Annotated in this window: 20 protein-coding genes; 2 read left to right on the top strand and 18 right to left on the bottom strand. The window is 44.1% G+C overall.

Features of this window, described 5'->3' with window-relative positions:
• Nucleotides 1-9 precede the first annotated feature (9 nt).
• From ACCB35_RS02235 to ACCB35_RS02155, 17 genes are all read right to left on the bottom strand, one after another.
• Nucleotides 10-981 carry an ABC transporter substrate-binding protein gene (locus ACCB35_RS02235; RefSeq protein ID WP_374056928.1) on the bottom strand — a complete coding sequence of 324 codons (972 nt, stop codon included), beginning with the start codon at nucleotides 979-981 and terminating at the stop codon, nucleotides 10-12.
• Nucleotides 982-1465: 484 nt separating this feature from the next.
• Nucleotides 1466-2422, bottom strand: coding sequence for an NAD(P)H-dependent flavin oxidoreductase (locus ACCB35_RS02230; RefSeq protein ID WP_374055559.1), 957 nt, complete (start codon nucleotides 2420-2422; stop codon nucleotides 1466-1468).
• A gap of 127 nt (nucleotides 2423-2549) precedes the next feature.
• Nucleotides 2550-3425, bottom strand: a complete 876-nt coding sequence (paaX, locus tag ACCB35_RS02225) for a phenylacetic acid degradation operon negative regulatory protein PaaX (protein WP_374055558.1) — start codon at nucleotides 3423-3425, stop codon at nucleotides 2550-2552.
• Between the two features lie 164 nt (nucleotides 3426-3589).
• On the bottom strand, nucleotides 3590-3811 hold the full coding sequence (locus ACCB35_RS02220) for a hypothetical protein (RefSeq protein WP_044339115.1): 222 nt from the start codon (nucleotides 3809-3811) through the stop codon (nucleotides 3590-3592).
• An 82-nt stretch (nucleotides 3812-3893) separates the two neighbouring features.
• Nucleotides 3894-5099 carry an acetyl-CoA C-acyltransferase gene (locus ACCB35_RS02215; protein WP_374055557.1) on the bottom strand — a complete coding sequence of 402 codons (1206 nt, stop codon included), beginning with the start codon at nucleotides 5097-5099 and terminating at the stop codon, nucleotides 3894-3896.
• Entirely contained in the window at nucleotides 5096-5971 is an 876-nt protein-coding gene (locus ACCB35_RS02210) for a 3-hydroxyacyl-CoA dehydrogenase (RefSeq protein ID WP_374055556.1), read from the bottom strand. Before ACCB35_RS02210 ends, ACCB35_RS02215 begins: the two co-directional genes overlap by 4 nt.
• A gap of 72 nt (nucleotides 5972-6043) precedes the next feature.
• Nucleotides 6044-7561: an aldehyde dehydrogenase gene (locus tag ACCB35_RS02205; protein WP_374055555.1), complete on the bottom strand. Its 1518-nt coding sequence runs from the start codon at nucleotides 7559-7561 to the stop codon at nucleotides 6044-6046.
• 24 nt (nucleotides 7562-7585) lie between these two features.
• Complete coding sequence (locus tag ACCB35_RS02200; protein WP_374055554.1) at nucleotides 7586-8359, bottom strand: enoyl-CoA hydratase-related protein; 774 nt, start codon at nucleotides 8357-8359, stop codon at nucleotides 7586-7588.
• 12 nt (nucleotides 8360-8371) lie between these two features.
• On the bottom strand, nucleotides 8372-9151 hold the full coding sequence (locus tag ACCB35_RS02195; protein WP_374055553.1) for an enoyl-CoA hydratase/isomerase family protein: 780 nt from the start codon (nucleotides 9149-9151) through the stop codon (nucleotides 8372-8374).
• Nucleotides 9144-9452, bottom strand: a complete 309-nt coding sequence (locus ACCB35_RS02190) for an EthD family reductase (protein WP_324746558.1) — start codon at nucleotides 9450-9452, stop codon at nucleotides 9144-9146. Before ACCB35_RS02190 ends, ACCB35_RS02195 begins: the two co-directional genes overlap by 8 nt.
• Before the next feature lie 42 nt (nucleotides 9453-9494).
• Entirely contained in the window at nucleotides 9495-9974 is a 480-nt protein-coding gene (paaD, locus tag ACCB35_RS02185) for a 1,2-phenylacetyl-CoA epoxidase subunit PaaD (RefSeq protein WP_044339108.1), read from the bottom strand.
• Nucleotides 9975-9988: 14 nt separating this feature from the next.
• Nucleotides 9989-10807: a 1,2-phenylacetyl-CoA epoxidase subunit PaaC gene (gene paaC / locus ACCB35_RS02180; protein ID WP_044339234.1), complete on the bottom strand. Its 819-nt coding sequence runs from the start codon at nucleotides 10805-10807 to the stop codon at nucleotides 9989-9991.
• Nucleotides 10807-11163, bottom strand: a complete 357-nt coding sequence (paaB, locus tag ACCB35_RS02175; RefSeq protein ID WP_044339107.1) for a 1,2-phenylacetyl-CoA epoxidase subunit PaaB — start codon at nucleotides 11161-11163, stop codon at nucleotides 10807-10809. Before paaB ends, paaC begins: the two co-directional genes overlap by 1 nt.
• 15 nt (nucleotides 11164-11178) lie before the next feature.
• Nucleotides 11179-12147 carry a 1,2-phenylacetyl-CoA epoxidase subunit PaaA gene (paaA, locus tag ACCB35_RS02170; RefSeq protein WP_044339106.1) on the bottom strand — a complete coding sequence of 323 codons (969 nt, stop codon included), beginning with the start codon at nucleotides 12145-12147 and terminating at the stop codon, nucleotides 11179-11181.
• Between the two features lie 73 nt (nucleotides 12148-12220).
• The gene (locus tag ACCB35_RS02165; RefSeq protein WP_374055552.1) at nucleotides 12221-13546 is read right to left on the bottom strand and encodes a phenylacetate--CoA ligase family protein; all 1326 of its coding nucleotides are present in this window, start codon (nucleotides 13544-13546) and stop codon (nucleotides 12221-12223) included.
• Between the two features lie 504 nt (nucleotides 13547-14050).
• Complete coding sequence (locus ACCB35_RS02160) at nucleotides 14051-15649, bottom strand: MDR family MFS transporter (protein ID WP_374055551.1); 1599 nt, start codon at nucleotides 15647-15649, stop codon at nucleotides 14051-14053.
• Between the two features lie 13 nt (nucleotides 15650-15662).
• Nucleotides 15663-16118: a MarR family winged helix-turn-helix transcriptional regulator gene (locus tag ACCB35_RS02155; RefSeq protein ID WP_374055550.1), complete on the bottom strand. Its 456-nt coding sequence runs from the start codon at nucleotides 16116-16118 to the stop codon at nucleotides 15663-15665.
• 237 nt (nucleotides 16119-16355) lie between these two features.
• Here ACCB35_RS02155 and ACCB35_RS02150 point away from each other — a divergent pair, with 237 nt between their 5' ends.
• Complete coding sequence (locus tag ACCB35_RS02150; protein WP_374055549.1) at nucleotides 16356-17201, top strand: YitT family protein; 846 nt, start codon at nucleotides 16356-16358, stop codon at nucleotides 17199-17201.
• Nucleotides 17202-17315: 114 nt separating this feature from the next.
• A complete protein-coding gene (locus ACCB35_RS02145; RefSeq protein ID WP_374055548.1) occupies nucleotides 17316-18008 on the top strand; it encodes a GntR family transcriptional regulator in 693 nt (230 codons plus the stop codon).
• Between the two features lie 52 nt (nucleotides 18009-18060).
• Here ACCB35_RS02145 and ACCB35_RS02140 read toward each other — a convergent pair whose 3' ends face one another.
• The gene (locus tag ACCB35_RS02140) at nucleotides 18061-19617 is read right to left on the bottom strand and encodes an ABC-F family ATP-binding cassette domain-containing protein (protein ID WP_374055547.1); all 1557 of its coding nucleotides are present in this window, start codon (nucleotides 19615-19617) and stop codon (nucleotides 18061-18063) included.
• Nucleotides 19618-19674 lie beyond the last annotated feature (57 nt).

Genomic DNA, 19674 nt, shown 5'->3' with positions numbered 1-19674 from the left:
CATCCTCTCTTATTTCTCTTCGTAAAATTCTCCTAAATCAGACCATGCATCCTGGACTTCTACACCTTGCTCTTCAGCGGCCTGCTTATTGATCATTAACTTGAAGTTCTTTGGATACTCAACATTGATTTCAGAAGGTTTCTTTTCACCTTTTAAAATTTTTGCAGCCATCAGGCCCGTTTCGTAACCAAGATCTTCGTAGCTGAATCCACTAGCTGCAATCGCACCTTTTTTCATTGAATCCAGTTCACCCACAAATAAAGGAATATCTTTATCATTGGAGACACTGATGACTGATTCCAATGCAGATACAACTGTATTATCAGTTGGAACGTAAATCGCATCCACACGACCTACCAGTGATTCTGCCGCTTGCTTTACATCTGCTGACGTAGATACTGAAGCTTCAACGACTTTTGCTCCCTTTTCTTCAGCAAGCTTTTTCACTTCTTCTGCCTGTACAACAGAGTTTTGTTCACCAGAGTTATAAATAACACCAATATTTTTCGCTTTCATTTCATCCGTAATAAATGAAATCGTCTTAGAGATTGCTTCAGGATGAGTATCTGTGGTTCCTGTGATATTCTCACCAGGCTCCTCGAAGGACTTCACTAATTCAGCACCAACGGGATCAGTCACTGACGTGAACACGATTGGAATTTCCTTTGTAGCATTTAATGCGTGCTGAGCACTTGGGGTTGAGTTTGCAAAGATGAGGTCGACGCCATCACCAACGAAGTTCTTGGCGATCGTTTGTGAATTCGTAGGATCCCCTTGAGCAATTTGAACATCAAACTTTACATTCTTACCTTCTTCAAGGCCATTTTCAGCTAAAGCCTTTTTAAAACCATCAAAGGCTGCATCTAAAGACGGATGTTCCACAATTTGGGTTACCCCGATAACATATTGTTTCTCACCATCGCCTCCACCTGAGCTTGTATCACTACCACAACCCGCTAAAACCAGCATTCCCAGCATCATTGAGATGACAACAAGTAATAAACTCTTCTTCTTCACAGAAATCCCCCTTTTTCTCTTCCTAATTTATGATCAGTAGTCTATTAGACTAGCAAACCCAAGTATGATAAAAATGATCATCAGCGTAAATACAACGTTATATTATCACTCCTGTCACAAAATAGTCAATAATATTCGGAAAATTTAAAAATTATTACTAGTATAGTCGGTATTGGCGGTGATTTCTAGAGGGATTTGGAGAAAAATTTTCTGTGGTTGTGTGGATGAGGAGCTGAATCACTCCAATGATCCTGGATATTCAATAGTTTCGTACTATAGTTTTTCTACTTCTCATTCTTCTTTTCTTGCTGTTGTGCCGGAATCTACTAAACTTGTCACTTTAACGATTTGTTGTGCTACTTTTGACTACATTTGTGCCAAATTGTGAACAACATCATAAAAAAGACACTTCCCCGTTCAAGGAAAAGCGTCTTTCCACAATAATCCATTAAGATTCCACACCGCTGCCCGAAAGCTTCCTGAAAATCCCCTGGGCATCATTCATCATTCTCTCTACCATTTCCTTCACAGCCGGAACATCCGACACAAGGCCGGACACCTGCCCTCCGTTGATGAATCCCTGATCCAGCTTCCCTTCCAGTGCCCCGACACGGTGATAATCCTCCGAGGTCATTTGACTGAACTCTTCAAGGGCGACCCCCTCTTGTTCTTTTTGAATCAGTTGTGCAGCATAAGGCGTTTTCATGACCCTTCTCACTCTTCCGACAGAACGCCCGACGATGATCGTGCTATCATCATTTGCTTCCACTAATGTAGATTTATAGTTCTCATGAAAAGGTGCTTCTTTTGTAGCAATGAACCGCGTTCCCATTTGCACACCACTGGCACCCAGAGCGAGCATGGAAGCGAGGCCCCTTCCATCACCGATTCCTCCTGCCGCGACGACAGGAATGTCCACTGCATCGACGAGTTGTGGAATAAGGGCAAGCGTTGTCGTTTCAAGATTGGAGTTGATCCCGGCAGCCTCATAGCCTTCTGCAACGATGACATCTGCCCCGGCATCTTCCGCTTTCTTTCCCTGCTTCTTAGAAGCGACGACACAGATCACTTTTACGTTGTGCTCGTGGAAATAGGGAATCAGTGGGGTTGGATTTCCTGCTGATAAGGAAACGACCGGTATCCCGTGTGTCACCACTAAGCGAATCATTTCCTTCAAGTGAGGGGTGATGGAAATTGGGATATTTAGAGCGAATGGTTTACTGGTTCTTTTTTTCGTTTCAACAATGATTGCTTCCACTTCCTCCACACCCATGGTACCTACACCGATCGTACCGAGCGCCCCGGCTTCCGAGATGGCCGCGGTCAACGGGGCATTGCTGATATTCCCCATTCCACCTTGAATAATTGGATATTTTATATGTAATAGTTCGGTTAGGTTATTCATAAAAATCCTCCTTCGTTAAATTAATGTTATACTTTTTAGAATTGTTAGACAAGTACCCACTCAAGATTCTCGAGGTCCGTCCCTCAAAAAAAACCACTTGCCGGATGGAACGGGCAAGTGGTTTTTTTTAATCCAGTAATAATGGATGGGTCATGACGTTGTAGCTTTGGTCTTTGTTTTTAAGTTCGTTGCCGTCTTCGAAGACACTTTCAAAGAAGCGTGATGCTGGTTCTGCAAGTTCTTTGTAGTATTCACCGAACAGTGTGGCAGCGTGTGACCCCAGCCATTTCCCAGGCAGAAGCTCTTCCGGTAAGCCGGGATCGACGAACAGGAATTTGCGGTATTCATGCACAAGTTTGGTTCGTTCGACGAAGCATTCTGCATCGCTCATTTGCCCTTTTCCTATCTTACTTTTGTCGATCATGTATTGTTGACTATAGTGAGAAATGAATTCCTGATAGCGGTCGTTGATTTCGTTCAGGTCCCAACTTTTCCCGATCAGTCGTTTATTCTCATTGGGCCCTTCATATTCAGCAATGAAGAAATCGACGTACTCTTTAATGTCGTACTTTCCAATTAGGGACTGTACCTGTTTTTCGAGATTGTTTGGAGAAATCCACGTGCTTGTCGAGAGGGTTCCGAATCCGCTCCATACCAGCTCTTTTCTCAACTCATCCCGAATACTCCTAATCTCTTCAGGAATCGAGTACATAAGGATTCTCCATTTACCATCCCATTGCTCGGGCTTTAGCTTAAAAATCCTATTTGCCGCTTCTTCCATGCGGGTCACACCGCGTTCAGTCAGGGAATAGTAGCTTTTGTTTCCCTGTTTTTCCGCCTGGACCCACCCCTGCTTATTCATTCTTGAAATCGCTGCACGAACAGCTTGATCGTTGTGACCAAATTCATTGAGCAAGCGAATCAAACTGCCAATCCATATCTTATTGCCATAGTGCCGTATATAATCCCCATATAGTGTAAAGATCATTGATCGTGTATTCATCGGTGCCTCTCCTTTAGATATATTCCGTTTGTTTATGACGTTTAATTTACGTTTAGTTTATATATTATCATAAACAATCGATTAAAATAAATGAATATTCTTGATTTTTCAACTTCTACAGGGAATTTCTCACAAAAAAAAGGCTCATCTACAGAGCCTGACCCTCAATGATATACCCTCAACATCTCAAGCATTTTAACATAATCATACGTATTGACAACCTGCTCCTTCGACCAATTCGCCTCGATCCATCTCACGAGCTCTTCCTGACTATTGAACACTTCCCCGCTGGTATCGGCATTTCTTATCAAATACCTTCCGTTGTCCTCATCCGCAACTACCAGACAAGGAATCTCGCTTTCTTTTGTCATGATTTCAAATTCCATCTTACTCACCTCACTTCTATCTTTTCTAAAAAGTGGCCATTCTAATCACAAAAAGAGCCCTGCACATACAGGACTCGAGCTATTAAGTTTCGATGTTCTCTACTAAAGTCGCAATTCCCTGGCCTACACCGATGCACATGGTGGACAAGCCGTAACGTACCTTTCTCTTTTTCATTTCATATAAAAGGGTGGTGAGGATACGTGCTCCACTGGCTCCCAATGGATGTCCGAATGCGATGGCTCCCCCATTGACATTGACGATCTCTTCATTCAATCCAAGCTCACGGATGCAGGCAATGGATTGTGCAGCGAATGCTTCATTCAGCTCCACTAAGCCGATTTGGTCAAGGGCAAGCCCTGACCTCTTCAGTACCTTCTGTGTGGCATAGATCGGTCCCAGCCCCATCACTGAAGGTTCAAGTCCTGAAGTGGCCGATGTCATGTAGCGTGCCAGCGGTGTAACGCCTAATTCTTCTGCCTTCTCCCTGCTCATTAATAATAGGGCAGATGCACCATCATTGACTCCTGATGCATTCCCGGCCGTCACCGTTCCTCCTTGGAATAACGGCTTAAGCTTCTGCAGTTTCTCACTATTGGTATCGGGCCTTGGGTGCTCATCGAGATGGAACGTAGATAGGTTCCCTTTACGGTCACGTAACTCGAGGGGCACGATTTCCTCTTTGAACCGTTCTTCATCCATGGCACGCTTCGCTTTCATTTGGCTCCAGTAAGCAAAGTGGTCCTGCTCTTCCCTTGAAATGCCGAACTGCTTCGCCACATTCTCGGCTGTTTCCGGCATTGAATGAGTTCCGTACTTTTCTTCCAGACGGGAATTAACGAAGCGCCATCCGATTGTCGTATCGAACATCTCCATATTGCCTCTTGGGAAATCCTTTGAAGGCTTTGCCATGACGTAAGGAGCACGCGTCATACTTTCAGTCCCGCCTGCAATGAAAACATCCCCTTCATTCGCCAATATGGCTCTCGCTGCATAGTTCACGGCATCCAGTCCTGATCCGCACAAGCGATTGATGGTGGTTGCACCGACTTCAACTGGGAGGCCAGCGAGAAGTGTCGACATCCGGGCTACATTCCGGTTATCTTCCCCGGCACCGTTAGCATTTCCAAGAACTACCTCTTCAATGGTATGAACCGGGACTAGAGGATTTCGTTCCACCAGGGCTTTTATGACATGAGCTCCTAAGTCATCGGGACGCACCTCTTTTAAGGAGCCTTTGTATTTTCCAATCGGAGTCCGGACGGCATCGACAATGACAACCTCTCTCATGATTGATGCTCCTTTTCCATTGCCTCAGAATAATCATAAACGCCTTTACCCGTTTTTCGGCCAAGGCGCCCGGCCTTCACATATTTTTCTAAAAGAGGAGCAGGACGATATTTTTCACCAAGCTTTTCATGAAGGTATTTAAGGTTATTTAATCTTGTATCCAACCCGACTAAATCGCCGAGTTCAAACGGACCCATTGGATAATTGAGTCCAAGCTTGATCGCCTTATCAATTTCCTCAGGTGACCCCAGTCCTTCCTGCAGCATGTAAAAGGCTTCATTGCCGACAAGGGCAGAGATTCGGCTTGTGACAAAACCGGGGAACTCATTGATGACCACCGTTTCCTTCCCCATCAGGCGGGCAACCTGCTGAATGACTTCTGTCGTTTCATCACTTGTTTCCAATCCCTTTACGATTTCCACGAGAGGCATTTTATGTACAGGATTGAAAAAGTGCATGGCAATCACTTTGTCTGGCCGTTTCGTAAAGGAGCCGATTTCAGTCGGGCTCATGGTGGAGGTATTCGTCGCCAGATAACAATACTCCGGGGCATGGGCATCAAGTACTTCGAATACGCCACGCTTGATATCTGTCTTTTCCGGAACGGCTTCGATGACCACATCGGCATCCCGTACGGCAATCGAAAGATTCGTTGAATAGCTCATAAGCTCTTTTGCTTCTACGTACTGCTGTTGAGTGAGCTTGTTTCTTTCGATTCCTTTTTGAAAAATATGTTGAACCTCATTCCTGGCGTGATCCAACTGTTTTTGATTTATATCCACCAGTGTGGTCCGGAAGCCTCCTACTGCACTTACATAGGCGATCCCTCTTCCCATTACGCCGGAACCTACAACTACGATATGCTGTGTCATGTCTGTCTTCCCCTTTCTTGCAATAAGGGGTTGACCCTGATAGGACACCCCCCCCTGCTTGTTTATGTCTTCTTACACACCAAATGGGTTTAACGGTCGATTTCCGAAGTAAGAAATGATACTCTTTGTTTCTGTGTAAAGATCAAGCGTTTCAACGCAAAGCTCACGTCCGAATCCCGACTGCTTGTAGCCTCCGAATGGAGTACCCGGGAATGCAGAGAACGGGCAATTCACCATCACGATTCCGGCTTGGATCGCTTTCGATACTCTTGTCGCACGCCCATGGTTTTGAGTCCAAACAGCTGAACCGAGACCATATTCGCTATCGTTGGCCATTTTTATCGCTTCTTTTTCATCCTTGAATTTCATTACCACCACAACAGGGCCGAAGATTTCTTCTCTTACTACCTTCATGTCGTGATTTACATCCGTAATGATGGTTGGCTCATACCAGTAGCCTTTTTCGAACCCTTCTACCTTCGCAGGGTTTCCCCCGACCAGGATCGTTGCTCCCTCTTCTTTGGCAGACTGAACATATCCATCGATCGTATCAAGCTGATCCTGGTTGATGATCGCCCCGATGTGAGTGCCTTTATCATGTGGGTCAGCCAGTTTCAGCTTCTTCGTCTTTTCAACGAACTTTTCCATGAACTCATCGTAAATATCTTCGTGTACGTATAATCTTGAGCGCGCTTCACAGGATTGACCTGTGTTATAGAAGATTCCGAACAGGGATCCATCCACTGCTGCATCAACATCTGCGTCTTCAAAAACGATATTAGGTGATTTCCCTCCTAATTCGAGAGTCACTCTCTTTAACGTTTGGGACGCTTTTTCCATAATGTTTTTACCGATAGGTGTTGAACCTGTGAAGGCAACCTTATCAACCTTTTCATGCTCGACTAAGTAATTGCCGACAGAAGAACCTGCACCAGGAATGACGTTTACAACACCTTCAGGAACTCCGGCTTCAATACAGATTTCACCAAGTACGATGGCTGTCAGCGGTGTAAGAGTTGCAGGTTTTACGACAACCGAGCAGCCTACCGCAATCGCCGGCGCAATTTTCCACGCTGCCATCATCAATGGATAATTCCACGGAATGATCTGAGCACATACACCGACCGGCTCTTTCTCCGCAACATTCATGAATTGACCTGGTACATTATTGACCGTGCCACGATGGCCCACAATCGCTCCTGCATAGAATTCAAAGTCTTCGATCGCTTGCATCACTTGACCTTGTGCAGCTGATAGTGATTTCCCGCTATCCATGATTTCAAGAGTGACAAGCTCATTAAAGCGTGATCTCATAATGCCTGCAATTTTATTAAGCACGCGGGATCGTTTATTGATCGGGAACTTCTTCCACTTGCCGTAATCAAAAGCATTTCGTGCTGCTTCAACCGCTTTTTCAGCATCTTCTACAGATGCCAGTGAGACAGTGGCAATCGCTTCACCTGTCGCTGGATTGTACGTCGTAAAGGTTTCACCTGAACCACTTTCCATACGTTGACCGTTAATCACCAATGAATAATGTTCTCTTTTCATTTCAAGGACTTCAAAGCTTTGCTCTTTTACTGTAGACATAACTCCATCTCCTTTTTGATTGAATTATTTTCCGTGAAAGGCTGGCCTTCTTTTTTCCATAAAAGCCGTTACACCTTCGCGATGATCTTGTGTCATTCCTGCGATCCGCTGGGCACAGGCTTCTTTTTCTAAGTATTCGTTGAAGGATAGATCTGCGCTTCCCTTTAATAAACGCTTCATCAAACCGATTGCCTTCGTTGGCATGGAGGCGATTCTTTCGGCAAATGCAGCTGTTTCTTCTTGCCACTGGTCGAGAGAGATGATTTTTGTGACCAGGCCAAGCTTTTCAGCCTCTTCTGCTTTTAATTTTTCTCCAAAAACAGCCAGTTCCAGTGCTTTGGCATAGCCAACAATCTTCGATAAGTAATAGAGATTACCTGAATCCGGGATCAATCCAACATGAACAAATGCCTGCACAAAGCTCGCTTTCTCTGATACGAGCCTGAAATCACAGGCAAGGGCCAGGCTGAATCCCGCTCCTGCAGCCACTCCATTGACGGCTGCAATCACCGGCTTTTCACACTGCTCGATTTCTTTCACCATAGGTCCGTAATTATTTCGAAGCACCTCTCCATGATCCATGGATTCATCTACTTCACTCAAATCCTGCCCCGAGCAAAAAGCCCGACCTTCACCTGTGATAACGATGGCTCTCACTTCTTCATTTCGAGAGGAGTCCTTCACGGCCTTTTGGATTTCCAGATTGAGTTGACGAATGAAAGCATTCAGTTTATCCGGGCGATTCAAGGTAATCCAGGCTACATTATTCTTCACTTCGTACTTAATCGTTTCAAACATGCGGCAGCCTCCTTATTTCCCTTTGAAATTCGGTTTCCGTTTTTCCACAAAAGCCTTCATGCCTTCTTTCTGATCTTCAGAGGCAAAGAGGAGATAGAAGTTCTTCCGCTCATATTGCATCCCTTCATAAATCGAGGAATCAACGGCTTTATGAACTGATTCTTTGATCAAACGAAGAGAAAGCGGTGGCTTTGCAGCTAATTTCTTGGCGAATTTCTCGGTTTCTTCTATTAATAGCTCTTTCGGAATGGCGCGGTTGATGACTCCCCATTCAAGAGCCTGCGTGGCTGTAAACATGTCTCCCGACAACAACCATTCCATCGCTCTTGATTTCCCTATCAGCTTGGTGAGCCTCTGGGTTCCACCCGCTCCAGGCATGACCCCAAGATTCACCTCAGGAAACCCGAAGCTTGCATCCTCAGAAGCGAATAGAATGTCGCAGCAAAGGGCTAACTCAAACCCGCCTCCTAATGCAAATCCCTGGACCGCCCCGATGATCGGTTTCTTGATCAAGGCAAGGCGGTCCCATTCGGTGAATTGATTCAAGAGCTCTAAATCAATGGCCCCGTCTTCCGCCATTTCGTCGATGTCTGCTCCTGCAGCAAACGCTCTCCCCCTGCCGGATAAGACAATTGCTTTCACACTGTCGTTCCGGTCGAATGCCTCGAATGCATGAACTAACTCCGATACCATAGGACGATTGATGGCGTTCAGAACTTTGGGTCTATTCAATTCAATGAAACCAAGTCCGTCCCTTTCGCTCACTACGATATATTCGTACTCTTTATTCATTCACTTCTTCACCGATCATGAGAGTGACTAACTCTGCGGCGAAGCCCATAAGGTCCTTTCCGGAGGCTTTGCCTTCATCGGATTTCATGGCTGCTTTCAGCGCTTCATGATTGTCATAATACATTTCGCACATTAAGTAGTATTTGCCTTCTCCACCCATAGGTGAGCCAACGATTTTCGTAACATCCATCTTCTTAAGTCCTGGAATTTTTGCTGTGATCGGAGCGTGGGTATTGAAGTAATGCTCATCAAATTTCTCTTTGTTTTCAGGGTGTTTATACAATGCGATCAGTTTTACCATAGTGGAATCTCTCCTTTGATTTTCAATAGTTTAATAGATTTTTCACATCATGGTGGATATCGGCTTCATGGCCTCAAACGGGTTGCGGCATTGCTTGCAGTAGAGGATGCTTCTGCAGGCGGTTGGACCGAACAGATTCTCCATTGAAGTATAGGGGGAATCGCAATACGGGCAGTGAATCTCCCAATCTTCTTCCCCTGTGAACTGTTCCGGCGGGGGTGCGATGCCGAATTCCTTCAGTCTTTCCCGGCCATTTTCGGTTAACCTGTCGGATGTCCAGGGAGGAGAATACACGAAATGAACCTGTACGGATTGAATTCCCAGCTGCTCCCGACACGCCTTCTCCACATTCCCTTTAATAATGTCCAAGGCAGGACAGCCTACAAAGGTTGGGAGAAGTTCAATCATGAGAGAATCTTCGTGATGGTTTATACGATTGACCATACCTAGATCCACAATGCTGATGGAATCAATTTCAGGATCTTTCACAGTTTGAAGAACATCTAAAACGGTTGTAGTCATTTTTCCTTCATCCTTTACCAGCTAGCTGCGGGATTTGTGTTATAGACTTCGCTTAATGTGGAAAGTGCCGTATCAAGTTCAGGAGTGTGTTCACCTAAGCGTCCATTCCCTTTTTTCATGCGTACATTCGGAGGGAAGGATAGTTGAGTCGATTGGAAGACCGGCTGAAGGGCAAGCTCCCATCGCTTCGATAGATTCTCTTCTCCTTCGATCAGCGCCATAAGTGCCATTTCTTTTCCTTTAGGCCCTAAGGTCAGAACTCCCTGGAATTCATCCAGCACTCTTTCAATCGCCTTATTCATTCGCTCCCTTGCTTCGCCGCCGGCACTCATTAATTGAATGAACCAGGTTTTCCAGTGCAGCAGGTGATAATATAATTCTGTGTTGATTTTGATCGCCATTTCGGCAAGTGGTTCGTAGGAGGAGTTCTTTAATGAGTCAATTCGCACCTTTTTGGCGACGCTGTAGAAATAATGTCTTACAACAGCAAAGGCCCAGTCGTAGCGGGGTTCTTGTAAGTAGTGTCCGGGTCCATTCACTTCTTCCAATAAGATGGCATTCCTTCGTTCAGAAGCCTTCCTTCCATGTGCCAGATGGTCCTGATCCCCTTCCCCTAACTCTTCAAGGAGCTGGTAGAACATGGTGGCATGCCCCATCGTGTCTTGATTAATGGATGAAAACGCGACGTCCTCTTCAATATGAGGAGCGAGCCCCAGCCATTCAGACCCACGGTAAGCAAGGATGAAATCATCGTCGGCCAGTTGATAGAGCAGGCTCAGAAGCGCTTCTTTATAATCTGCGTTCGGGATGTCATTAGGACTTTTCACTTTCATCATTTCTTCTTCACCAACTCTCCCCATGACATGATTTCTTTCTCATCGAGCATTTCCTGTTCGTACTGTCTCCACTTTTTCTTGAGATAACCGTAGCCTTTGGCGTTCCGGTAATCTTTATTATCAAGACGACCGACACTCTCTCTTTCCTCGGGTGTCATCATCCGGACGTCCGACCGCTTCACAACCCATATATCCGAGACCGGCTCTCTTCTCATGAAATTCTCTTGGGCCATCACCATGGCCAGCTCATGATTCGGGGCTAACAAGCTGAATTGATGCTGCATCTGTGCCCCGTCCGACCTTTTACTAAATACTTCAAATTCCTGATAAAAATTCTGCCCCTTGTCAGACATCCTTCTCATTCCCTTCTAGCTTACTTGGTCACTAGGGCTTAATGCTTCCCGAACCCACGCATTATTGTCGTAGGATAGTTCTCTTAAACGAAGGCGATCCTTTGATTTCGGACCCTTGTTCCGAATGATTTCCTTGAAGCGGTCCCAATCGGGCTGCTTATAGATCCATAAATCCTGCTCTTCATCGAAATACATTGTCTCATCGGGAAGTGTCAGTCCTAACGACAGCATCCTTGGAACATATTTCGTGAAAAAGTCCTGTCTCAGCTGTTCATTTGTTTTCGTCCGGATGTTGTATTTAATAGTGATGTCCTGTTTAGAGGAACCTGTCGTTTTCGCATCACCCGGTCCAAAGAACATAAGAAGCGATTCCCACCAGCGGTCCACTGCATCCTGAACTAATGCCCTTTGATCGGGAGTTCCTTCTGCCAGAGCCATGATGATAGCTTCACCATGCTGTGCGTGGAACACTTCTTCCGCACAAATTCGTTTAAGCGCCCGGGCATATGGCCCGTATGAGGCATGGAGCATATTCGTCTGTGTGATGATCGCTGCCCCATCAACAAGCCAGCCGATCAACCCAGCGTCTCCCCAGGTAGGTGCTTCCATGTGAAAGACGTTATGAAACTTCAAATCCCCTGAAAACAAATCTCTCATAATATGCTCACGTGTTTTCCCGTAAGGCTTCATTAAGTCTTCCGCTACACGAAGCAAAAGCTGTCCATGGCCCATCTCGTCCTGAACCTTCGCCATGATTCCAAGCTTCCTTCTTAGTGTAGGTGCTTTCGGAACCCATTCCTTTTCAGGGAGTGCCCCCATGATTTCACTGATCCCATGCATGGAAATCAGCTTGATCAAAGCATTCCTGTATTCATCCGGCATCCAATCATCTGCTTCAATCTTTTCATCGTTTTCGATCTTTCTCATAAAATGAGCCATATGCTCTTCTTCCGTCATCTGTTGATTAGACAATAAATCACTCATTATAACCCTCCTTTATCACACAGTTCCTACGTGATAACCATATTGTGTGATAACTATTTTCCTCAAAAAAATTTCACTGAAGCATTGCTTCTCCTCTAAGATCCACAATCCGGATGGCTTTCCCTTCTGAACGGGGGATTTCTTTCGGTCCCCTGATTTTCACATCCATGGAAACGTAGCAACGGTCTTTCATGAGGCTTTTCACTTTTGCTTCCAACTGATTCAAGTGTTCATGATTTAAATCGTTAGACACTCCTTGAAAGCATTCATCTGTGACTTCAACCTGAAGCTCCACCAAATCGAGTGCCCCTTTTTTCTTTAAGTGAACCTGATAATGTGGTGCAAGCTCACTTATTTGAAGCAGGAAGTGTTCCATTTCAGATGGAAACACGTTTACCCCTCTAATGATGAGCATGTCATCCACTCTACCTTTCACTCTGGACATCTTCACTGTTGTTCGTCCACACGAGCAAGTTCCGTGCTGAATCGAAGCAATATCACCGGTTCTATAGCGGATGATCGGAAAGGCTTCTTTCGTTAAACTCGTAAAGACAAGCTCCCCGATTTCCCCTTCTGGTAGAGGCTCTAACGTATCAGGGTCTATGACTTCCACAAGGAAATGATCCTCTGCAATATGTAGACCATCCTGGGCTTCGTGACATTCCATGGCAACCCCTGGTCCAATGACTTCACTTAAGCCATAAATGTCGCACGCTTTAATATCCATCTTTCTCTCCAACGTTTCTCTCATCGCGTTAGACCAAGGCTCAGCGCCGAATATCCCATAGCGCAAAGATAATGAAGCCGGATCCTTCCCCTGGGCCTCCATCGCTTCTGCTAAATTGAGAACGTAAGATGGCGTGCCGCATATGACCGTTGGCTGAAAATCTTCTAATAATGTAATTTGTCTGGACATGTTTCCACCTGATACCGGCACCGTGATCATCCCAAGCTTCTCACTTCCATAATGCAGGCCCAAACCACCTGTGAATAGTCCGTACCCATATGCATTATGCAGGACGTCCCCCGGTTTCCCGCCTGACATGGCAATGGCCCTGGCCACAATTTCTCCCCACATGTTGATGTCATTCTGTGTATACCCTACAACCGTTGGCTTTCCACTTGTTCCGGAAGATGCATGGACCCTTACCATTTCTTCACGCTTGACCGCGAACAGGCCAAAAGGGTAATGTTCACGTAAATCCTTCTTTATTGTAAGCGGTAACATTTTAAGGTTTGACAAAGACTTTATATCCTGTGGCTTCAGACCTCTCACGTCAAATTGCTCACGATAAAAAGGGACTCTTTCATACACATAAGCAGCAATATGTTGTAATCTCTCTAGTTGAAGGCGTTCCATTTGCGATCGACTGGCAGTTTCAATCTCATGCAAAATCAAAGCATCGGCCTCCTGTCACTATATAAAAATATATTTATATAACGTTATTAATTCGTTTATATAATTATGTGTTATATTTATCTACTCAAAAGATAACGTGTCTGTTGGAAATTGTCAATATATTTTCAGAAAATTTCATCAAAGTGAATTTACAGGCTGCTGAGTGAGAAGAGATCTTGGGGAAAGGTATCTTTCTGATGCGAGGCATAGAGGGGCGTGAGAATCCGTTTCGCCGTTATATTTGGAATTTCGCCGTTAAAAGTGAGATTTCGCCGTTAAAATTAGAATTTCGCCGTTAAAATGAAAATTTCGCCGTTATCCTATCGGAGGTTTCTATGAACCAAGTAAAATATAGCTTTTATTTGATAAGTGAGTAAAAAGATTATGTCATTTTCTATAAAAATAACGATTTTCTCGCATAGGATTCTTACTTATGCCAACCGAGGCCGGAAAAAACAACAAAAAGCCTGCTTTGAAATCACTTTTCAAAGCAGGCTTATATTATTATTCAGTAGCCGGTTTAAGCGTTGATTCCTCTTTGATCGCTTCTTCCTGCAACTCTTTATCTCGTTTGATTCTTCCATTTCCGACTGAAAGGGCTACTCCAACACCAATCGAGATAAAGATTAAACCTGTTAAAAATACAGTTGTGAAGGCATCAGACCATGCTGTTTCAATGGAAGCAATCACGATACTGCCTACCTCTTTCGGGACATCCAGTAAACCTGGTGTGACAAGCAGTCCGAACAGGGCATCTGTTTTATCGCTTAACCCTGCAAGGATTTGACTTGCAGCTGGATTATCCTGCTGTGCCGTCACTTCCTTCATATTCTCTTGAAGTGATTGATTCATTACGGCGTTCAATACTGTAATCCCAATCGTTCCACCGATCGAACGGAAGAAGGTGGCCGATGATGTGACAGCCCCCAATCGTGACTTAGGGAATTCATTTTGGACAGCAATCATAAGTGTTGGCATCACCAGTCCCATTCCAAATCCCATGACCACCATAAAAAAGTATGCTGTATATTCTTGAGAATCCGGCCCCATCGTACTCATCAAGAAAAAGCCGACTACAGTAGTGAGCATACCTGCCGTAAGGACGGTGCGGTATTTCAGTTTCAGTAATAATCTACCTCCGATGATACTTGCCGTAATCATCGCGATCATCATTGGGGTCATCGTAGAACCTGCCTGGGTTGGTGTAACCCCAAGAATCCCCTGCATGAACATCGGTACAAACATAATCGCTCCGAACATTCCAAGACCAAGCAGGAAACCTAACGCATTCGTTGTCGCAAACACTCTATTCTTAAACAGGCTTAGATCCAGGATTGGTTCCTTTGCTTTGTTTTCGATGAAACCAAACAGAAGCAGTAACACGATGGAACCACCAAAAATCAGAAAGCTTGTACCTGACGCCCACTCGAATTTGTCTCCTCCAAAATTCAATCCTATCAGTAAAAGCACTAACGCCGGAATCAGCGTGATGATCCCTAAGTAATCAATGCTTACCTTATCTGTCGGGCGTCCTACATTTTCATACTTCAAACCGATGAACAATAGGAGTGCCGATAATAAACCAAATGGTACGTTAATTAAGAAAATCCAGTGCCAGCTGATGGTATCTACAATGAAACCGCCGATAAATGGGCCGATCACTGAGCTTAATCCGAATAATGCCCCAAATACCCCTTGCCACTTTGCACGCTGTTCAGCTGTGAAGATATCACCAATAATCGTTTGGGACAGGGGCATGATCATCCCTCCGCCAATCCCTTGAAGACCGCGATATAGAACGAGCTGCTCCATGGAAGTGGCCGTTGCACACAAGCCTGATCCGATAATGAAAATGATGACCCCGATTAAATACAATAAACGCCTACCATATAAATCCGATAGTTTCCCCACGATCGGTGTAACAGTGGTGGAAGTAATTAAATAAGCCGTGGTCACCCACGCAAAAATAGAAAAACCGTTAAGCTCAGCGATAATAGTCGGCATCGCTGTTCCTACTACGGTTTGTTCAAGGGCACTAAAGAACATCCCGATGATTAAACCGGTAAGCACTAAGCGTTTATTAATCCCTGGTTGTACTGACATATGCGTTCTCTCCTTATTCTTCTGTATTGTTCTCAACAGCTGCGGCCAGCTTCTCGTAAATCGTTACCAGTTGATCTACATCTTCTTCATCTAGATAAGCAAGATACTTTGAAAAAATTTCTCTTCTTTTAGCTTTTCCTCTTTCAAAAACCTCGCGTCCTTCAGAGGTTAGTTCTAACTTCACAATTCTGCGATCCTTCTCATCTCTTTCCCGGATGACAAAATTGTTTTTAAGTAAACGGTCGATCATCACCGTGATCGCACTAGGTTTTACATCGAGCTTATCCGCCAGTTCCGTCGATTTTGTTCCTTCCGATGTGGAAAGAAGATAAAGAATATAAAACTGGGGACCTGTTAAGTTCATTTCTTTTAATGAAGTAGTCAGATCTTGTTGAATATGCCGATTTGAAATTTGAAAAGCTGTAAATAAACGATCTATATAGGAGTGTTTAATATGTTCTAAGTCCACTTCGTCCCTCTTTTCACTTCATTAATATTTAACCTATTTAAATATTAATGAGGTTATATAAAAAAGTCAATCTATTTTTCTCCTCAATCCCACTCAAAAAATGTCAGAAAAAATCCATAATAAAAACTTTTATAAGTAAATGCTTTCATAGGGATTTACCATTTACATCCCAGTATTCACTCTTTATAATCGGGTTGATTGTTTTTTAAACTACCGTTACTGAAAGGAGCTTGCTCCATGATGAAACAAGTTCAATCCTTACTAAATATAACGTTGGGCGCTTTATTGATTGCGTTGAATATTCATTTTTTCTTATCACCGAATATGGTCGGCACAGGGGGGACCAGCGGGGCGGGCATCGTTCTATCGCAATTCATGGACTTACCTGTTGGAGTGATTATGTTTGCACTCGATATGATTCTATTTATTCTCGGCTTACTTCTCATTGGTCCAAGCTTCGGTCTGAAGTCGGTCTTTGCAAGCCTCTCACTAAGTGGTATGGTATGGGCCTTAGAGGTGTATCACCCCCTCCATGGTCCCATCGGTCATGACGTTCTCATTCAAATTGTGATTGGTACGCTCATTGGGGCGATTGGAGTCGCAATGATCTTTAATCAAGAAGCTTCTGCCGGTGGAACGGGGGTTCTTGCCAAGATCATTCACAAGTTCACTGGTCTTGAGCTGGGACGGGCAGTCCTCGCTTCTGATATTCTGATCGTCATTTCGTCTGCCTGGTTCTTCGGACTGCAGATCGGTTTGTATGCATTCTTTGGATTGTTATTAAAGGGGATGATGATTGACCGGACCCTCCAGTTTTTCCATGAAAACAAAGAAGTGGTGATCATCAGCGAGCACAGTGAGGAAATTAAGCAGTTTATCGTAGGAGACCTGGAAAAAGGTGCAACACTGCATTCAGCCAAAGGCGCATTTTCAGATGATCAAAAAGAAGTCATCACAACCATCCTTGATCGCAAAGACTTCTCGAAATTAAAATCATATATTCAATTAACCGATGAAAAAGCATTCATCACCGTACACAGCATGAACGAAATATGGGGACAGAATTTTAAATCATTCGCTTAAGAGGATGATCCAGTCAGGCGTTTTCACAAATCTGATGAGATTTTGAAGACACCTGATTTTGGATCAGCCTCTTTTTCGTATATGATAGACATTATGAACTATTAGATTGAATGGATGATGATCGTGAAGAAGAGACAAACCGCAGAGTTTAGAGTATATAGGCAACTGAAGGATGCCTTACTGGCCAGAAAGATCGCTCCGGGAACCCAGCTTGTCGAACAAGTCATCTCTGAAAAGTTGACTGTTAGTAGAACCCCCATTCGGCATGCGTTGAAAAGACTTGAATTAGAAGGACTGGTTCAAATCATCCCAAACCGGGGAGCTTTTGTCGTCCATCCCACAAGAGAAGAAATCACCTCTTTTTTTGAGTTAAGGAAGGAACTTGAATACCTTACTGTTAAGTATGGTCTGCCTAAGGTTAAAAAAAACGACATGCCGAGGCTCTATACCTTTCTTAAGGAAGAACAGGAAACCTATAGACAAAAGGACCTGTTAAAATATGTAGAGCTCAATAAGCAGTTTCATTTATTCCTTGCCGAAGTCAGCGGAAATAAATTCCTGATGCGATACATGGATGAAATGCTTACTCAGTCCAACGTCTATCTATTCTTATTTGATGTATTTTATCACGTAGAACCCGGTGAAAATGTCCGTTTCAGAGAACACGAAGAAATGGTCAATGCCATTGAAAACCGCGATCAACAAACCCTGCTGGAATTAATCGACCTTCATTTGAAGCATAGTTTTGATGACTTACGTTTAGAGGATAATGGATATTCGTCGTTGGAAGATGTTTTGGAGGACTAATATAAAAAAGCGGATTCTCAAGCTTTTAATTCTTGTGAATCCGCTTTTTTATTTAGAATAACTTCGTCGTCCAGTTTTCGCAGTTCCATACTTCCGTCGCCACATCCTGATAGAAATCAGGTTCGTGACTGATTAAGAGAACGGTGCCTTTATATTCTTTAAGGGCTCGTTTCAATTCTTCTTTAGCCTCGACGTCCAAGTGGTTGGTCGGTTCGTCGAATACAAGGACGTTCGATTCTTTGTTCATCAATTTACATAGGCGGACCTTCGCTTTTTCTCCCCCGCTCAGCACTTCTACCTTGCTTTCGATATGCTTTGTCGTCAGGCCGCATTTCGCCAGGGCGGCACGCACTTCCGCTTGATTAAAGGATGGGAACTCATTCCACACCTCTTCTATGCACGTATTATTATTCTTTGACTTGATTTCCTGCTCAAAATAACCAATATGAAGATAGTCTCCCAATTCCACTGAACCTGATATTGGTTTGATTTCTCCTAAAATACTGCGTAGAAGAGTCGTCTTTCCGATCCCGTTCGCTCCAGATAGGGCAATCTTCTGACCGCGCTCCATCTTGAGATTAAGTGGCTTCGACAGTGGTTCGTCATATCCAATTACAAGATCTTTCGTTTCAAAAATGACCCTGCCTGCGGTTCTCGCTTGTTTAAAATGAAACTCCGGCTTCGGCTTTTCGGCAGCCAGTTCAATCATATCCATCTTATCCAGCTTCTTCTGACGTGACATCGCCATGTTACGAGTCGACACACGAGCTTTATTGCGGGCAACGAAATCCTTCAGCTCGGAGATTTCCTGCTGCTGTCTCTTAAAAGCTGACTCAAGCTGCTGCTTCTTCATTTCATGAACCCGTTTGAATTCATGATAATCTCCCGCGTAACGATTCAGTTCCTGGTTTTCCATATGATAAATAAGATTAATAACACTATTTAAGAATGGAATATCATGTGAGATCAATATAAACGCATTTTCATATTCCTGAAGGTAGCGTCTCAACCAATTGATATGCTGCTCATCAAGGTAGTTGGTAGGCTCATCGAGTAACAGGATGTCCGGCTTTTCAAGTAATAGCTTGGCCAGTAAGACTTTCGTCCGTTGTCCTCCACTTAAATCGTGTACATCCTTATCCAGCCCTATATCATCTAATCCAAGGCCGCGGCCGATTTCTTCTACTTTTGCGTCAATGATATAAAAATCATTATTTGTCAGGGCATCCTGGAGTGTCCCTGTTTCCTCAAGCAGTTCTTCCAGTTCTTCAGGAGATGCCTCCCCCATCTTGGCAAACAGTTCATTCATTTCTGTTTCCATATCAAAAAGGTATTGAAAGGCTGTCTTCAACACATCCCGGATCGTCATGCCCTGCTTTAACTGTGCATGTTGATCCAGATAACCGATACGGATCCGCTTCGCCCACTCCACTTTTCCTTCATCGGGCTCAAGCTTACCTGTAATAATATTCATAAATGTAGACTTTCCTTCTCCATTGGCACCGATCAAGCCGATATGCTCACCCTTTAACAAGCGGAAAGAAACGTCATTAAAAATCGCACGGTCACCGAACCCGTGAGTTAAATTTTTGACTGTTAATAAACTCATATAGTAAACACCTTTTCTTTATATACTAAAATTCGCTCTCTCTATTATAAGGGTCAT

It is taken from the genome of Rossellomorea sp. FM04394 (assembly GCF_041889765.1).
Classification (GTDB): domain Bacteria; phylum Bacillota; class Bacilli; order Bacillales; family Bacillaceae_B; genus Rossellomorea; species Rossellomorea aquimaris_B.
The sequence above is the reverse complement of the archived record's forward strand: the minus strand, read 5'-3'. Positions and strand labels throughout refer to the sequence as shown.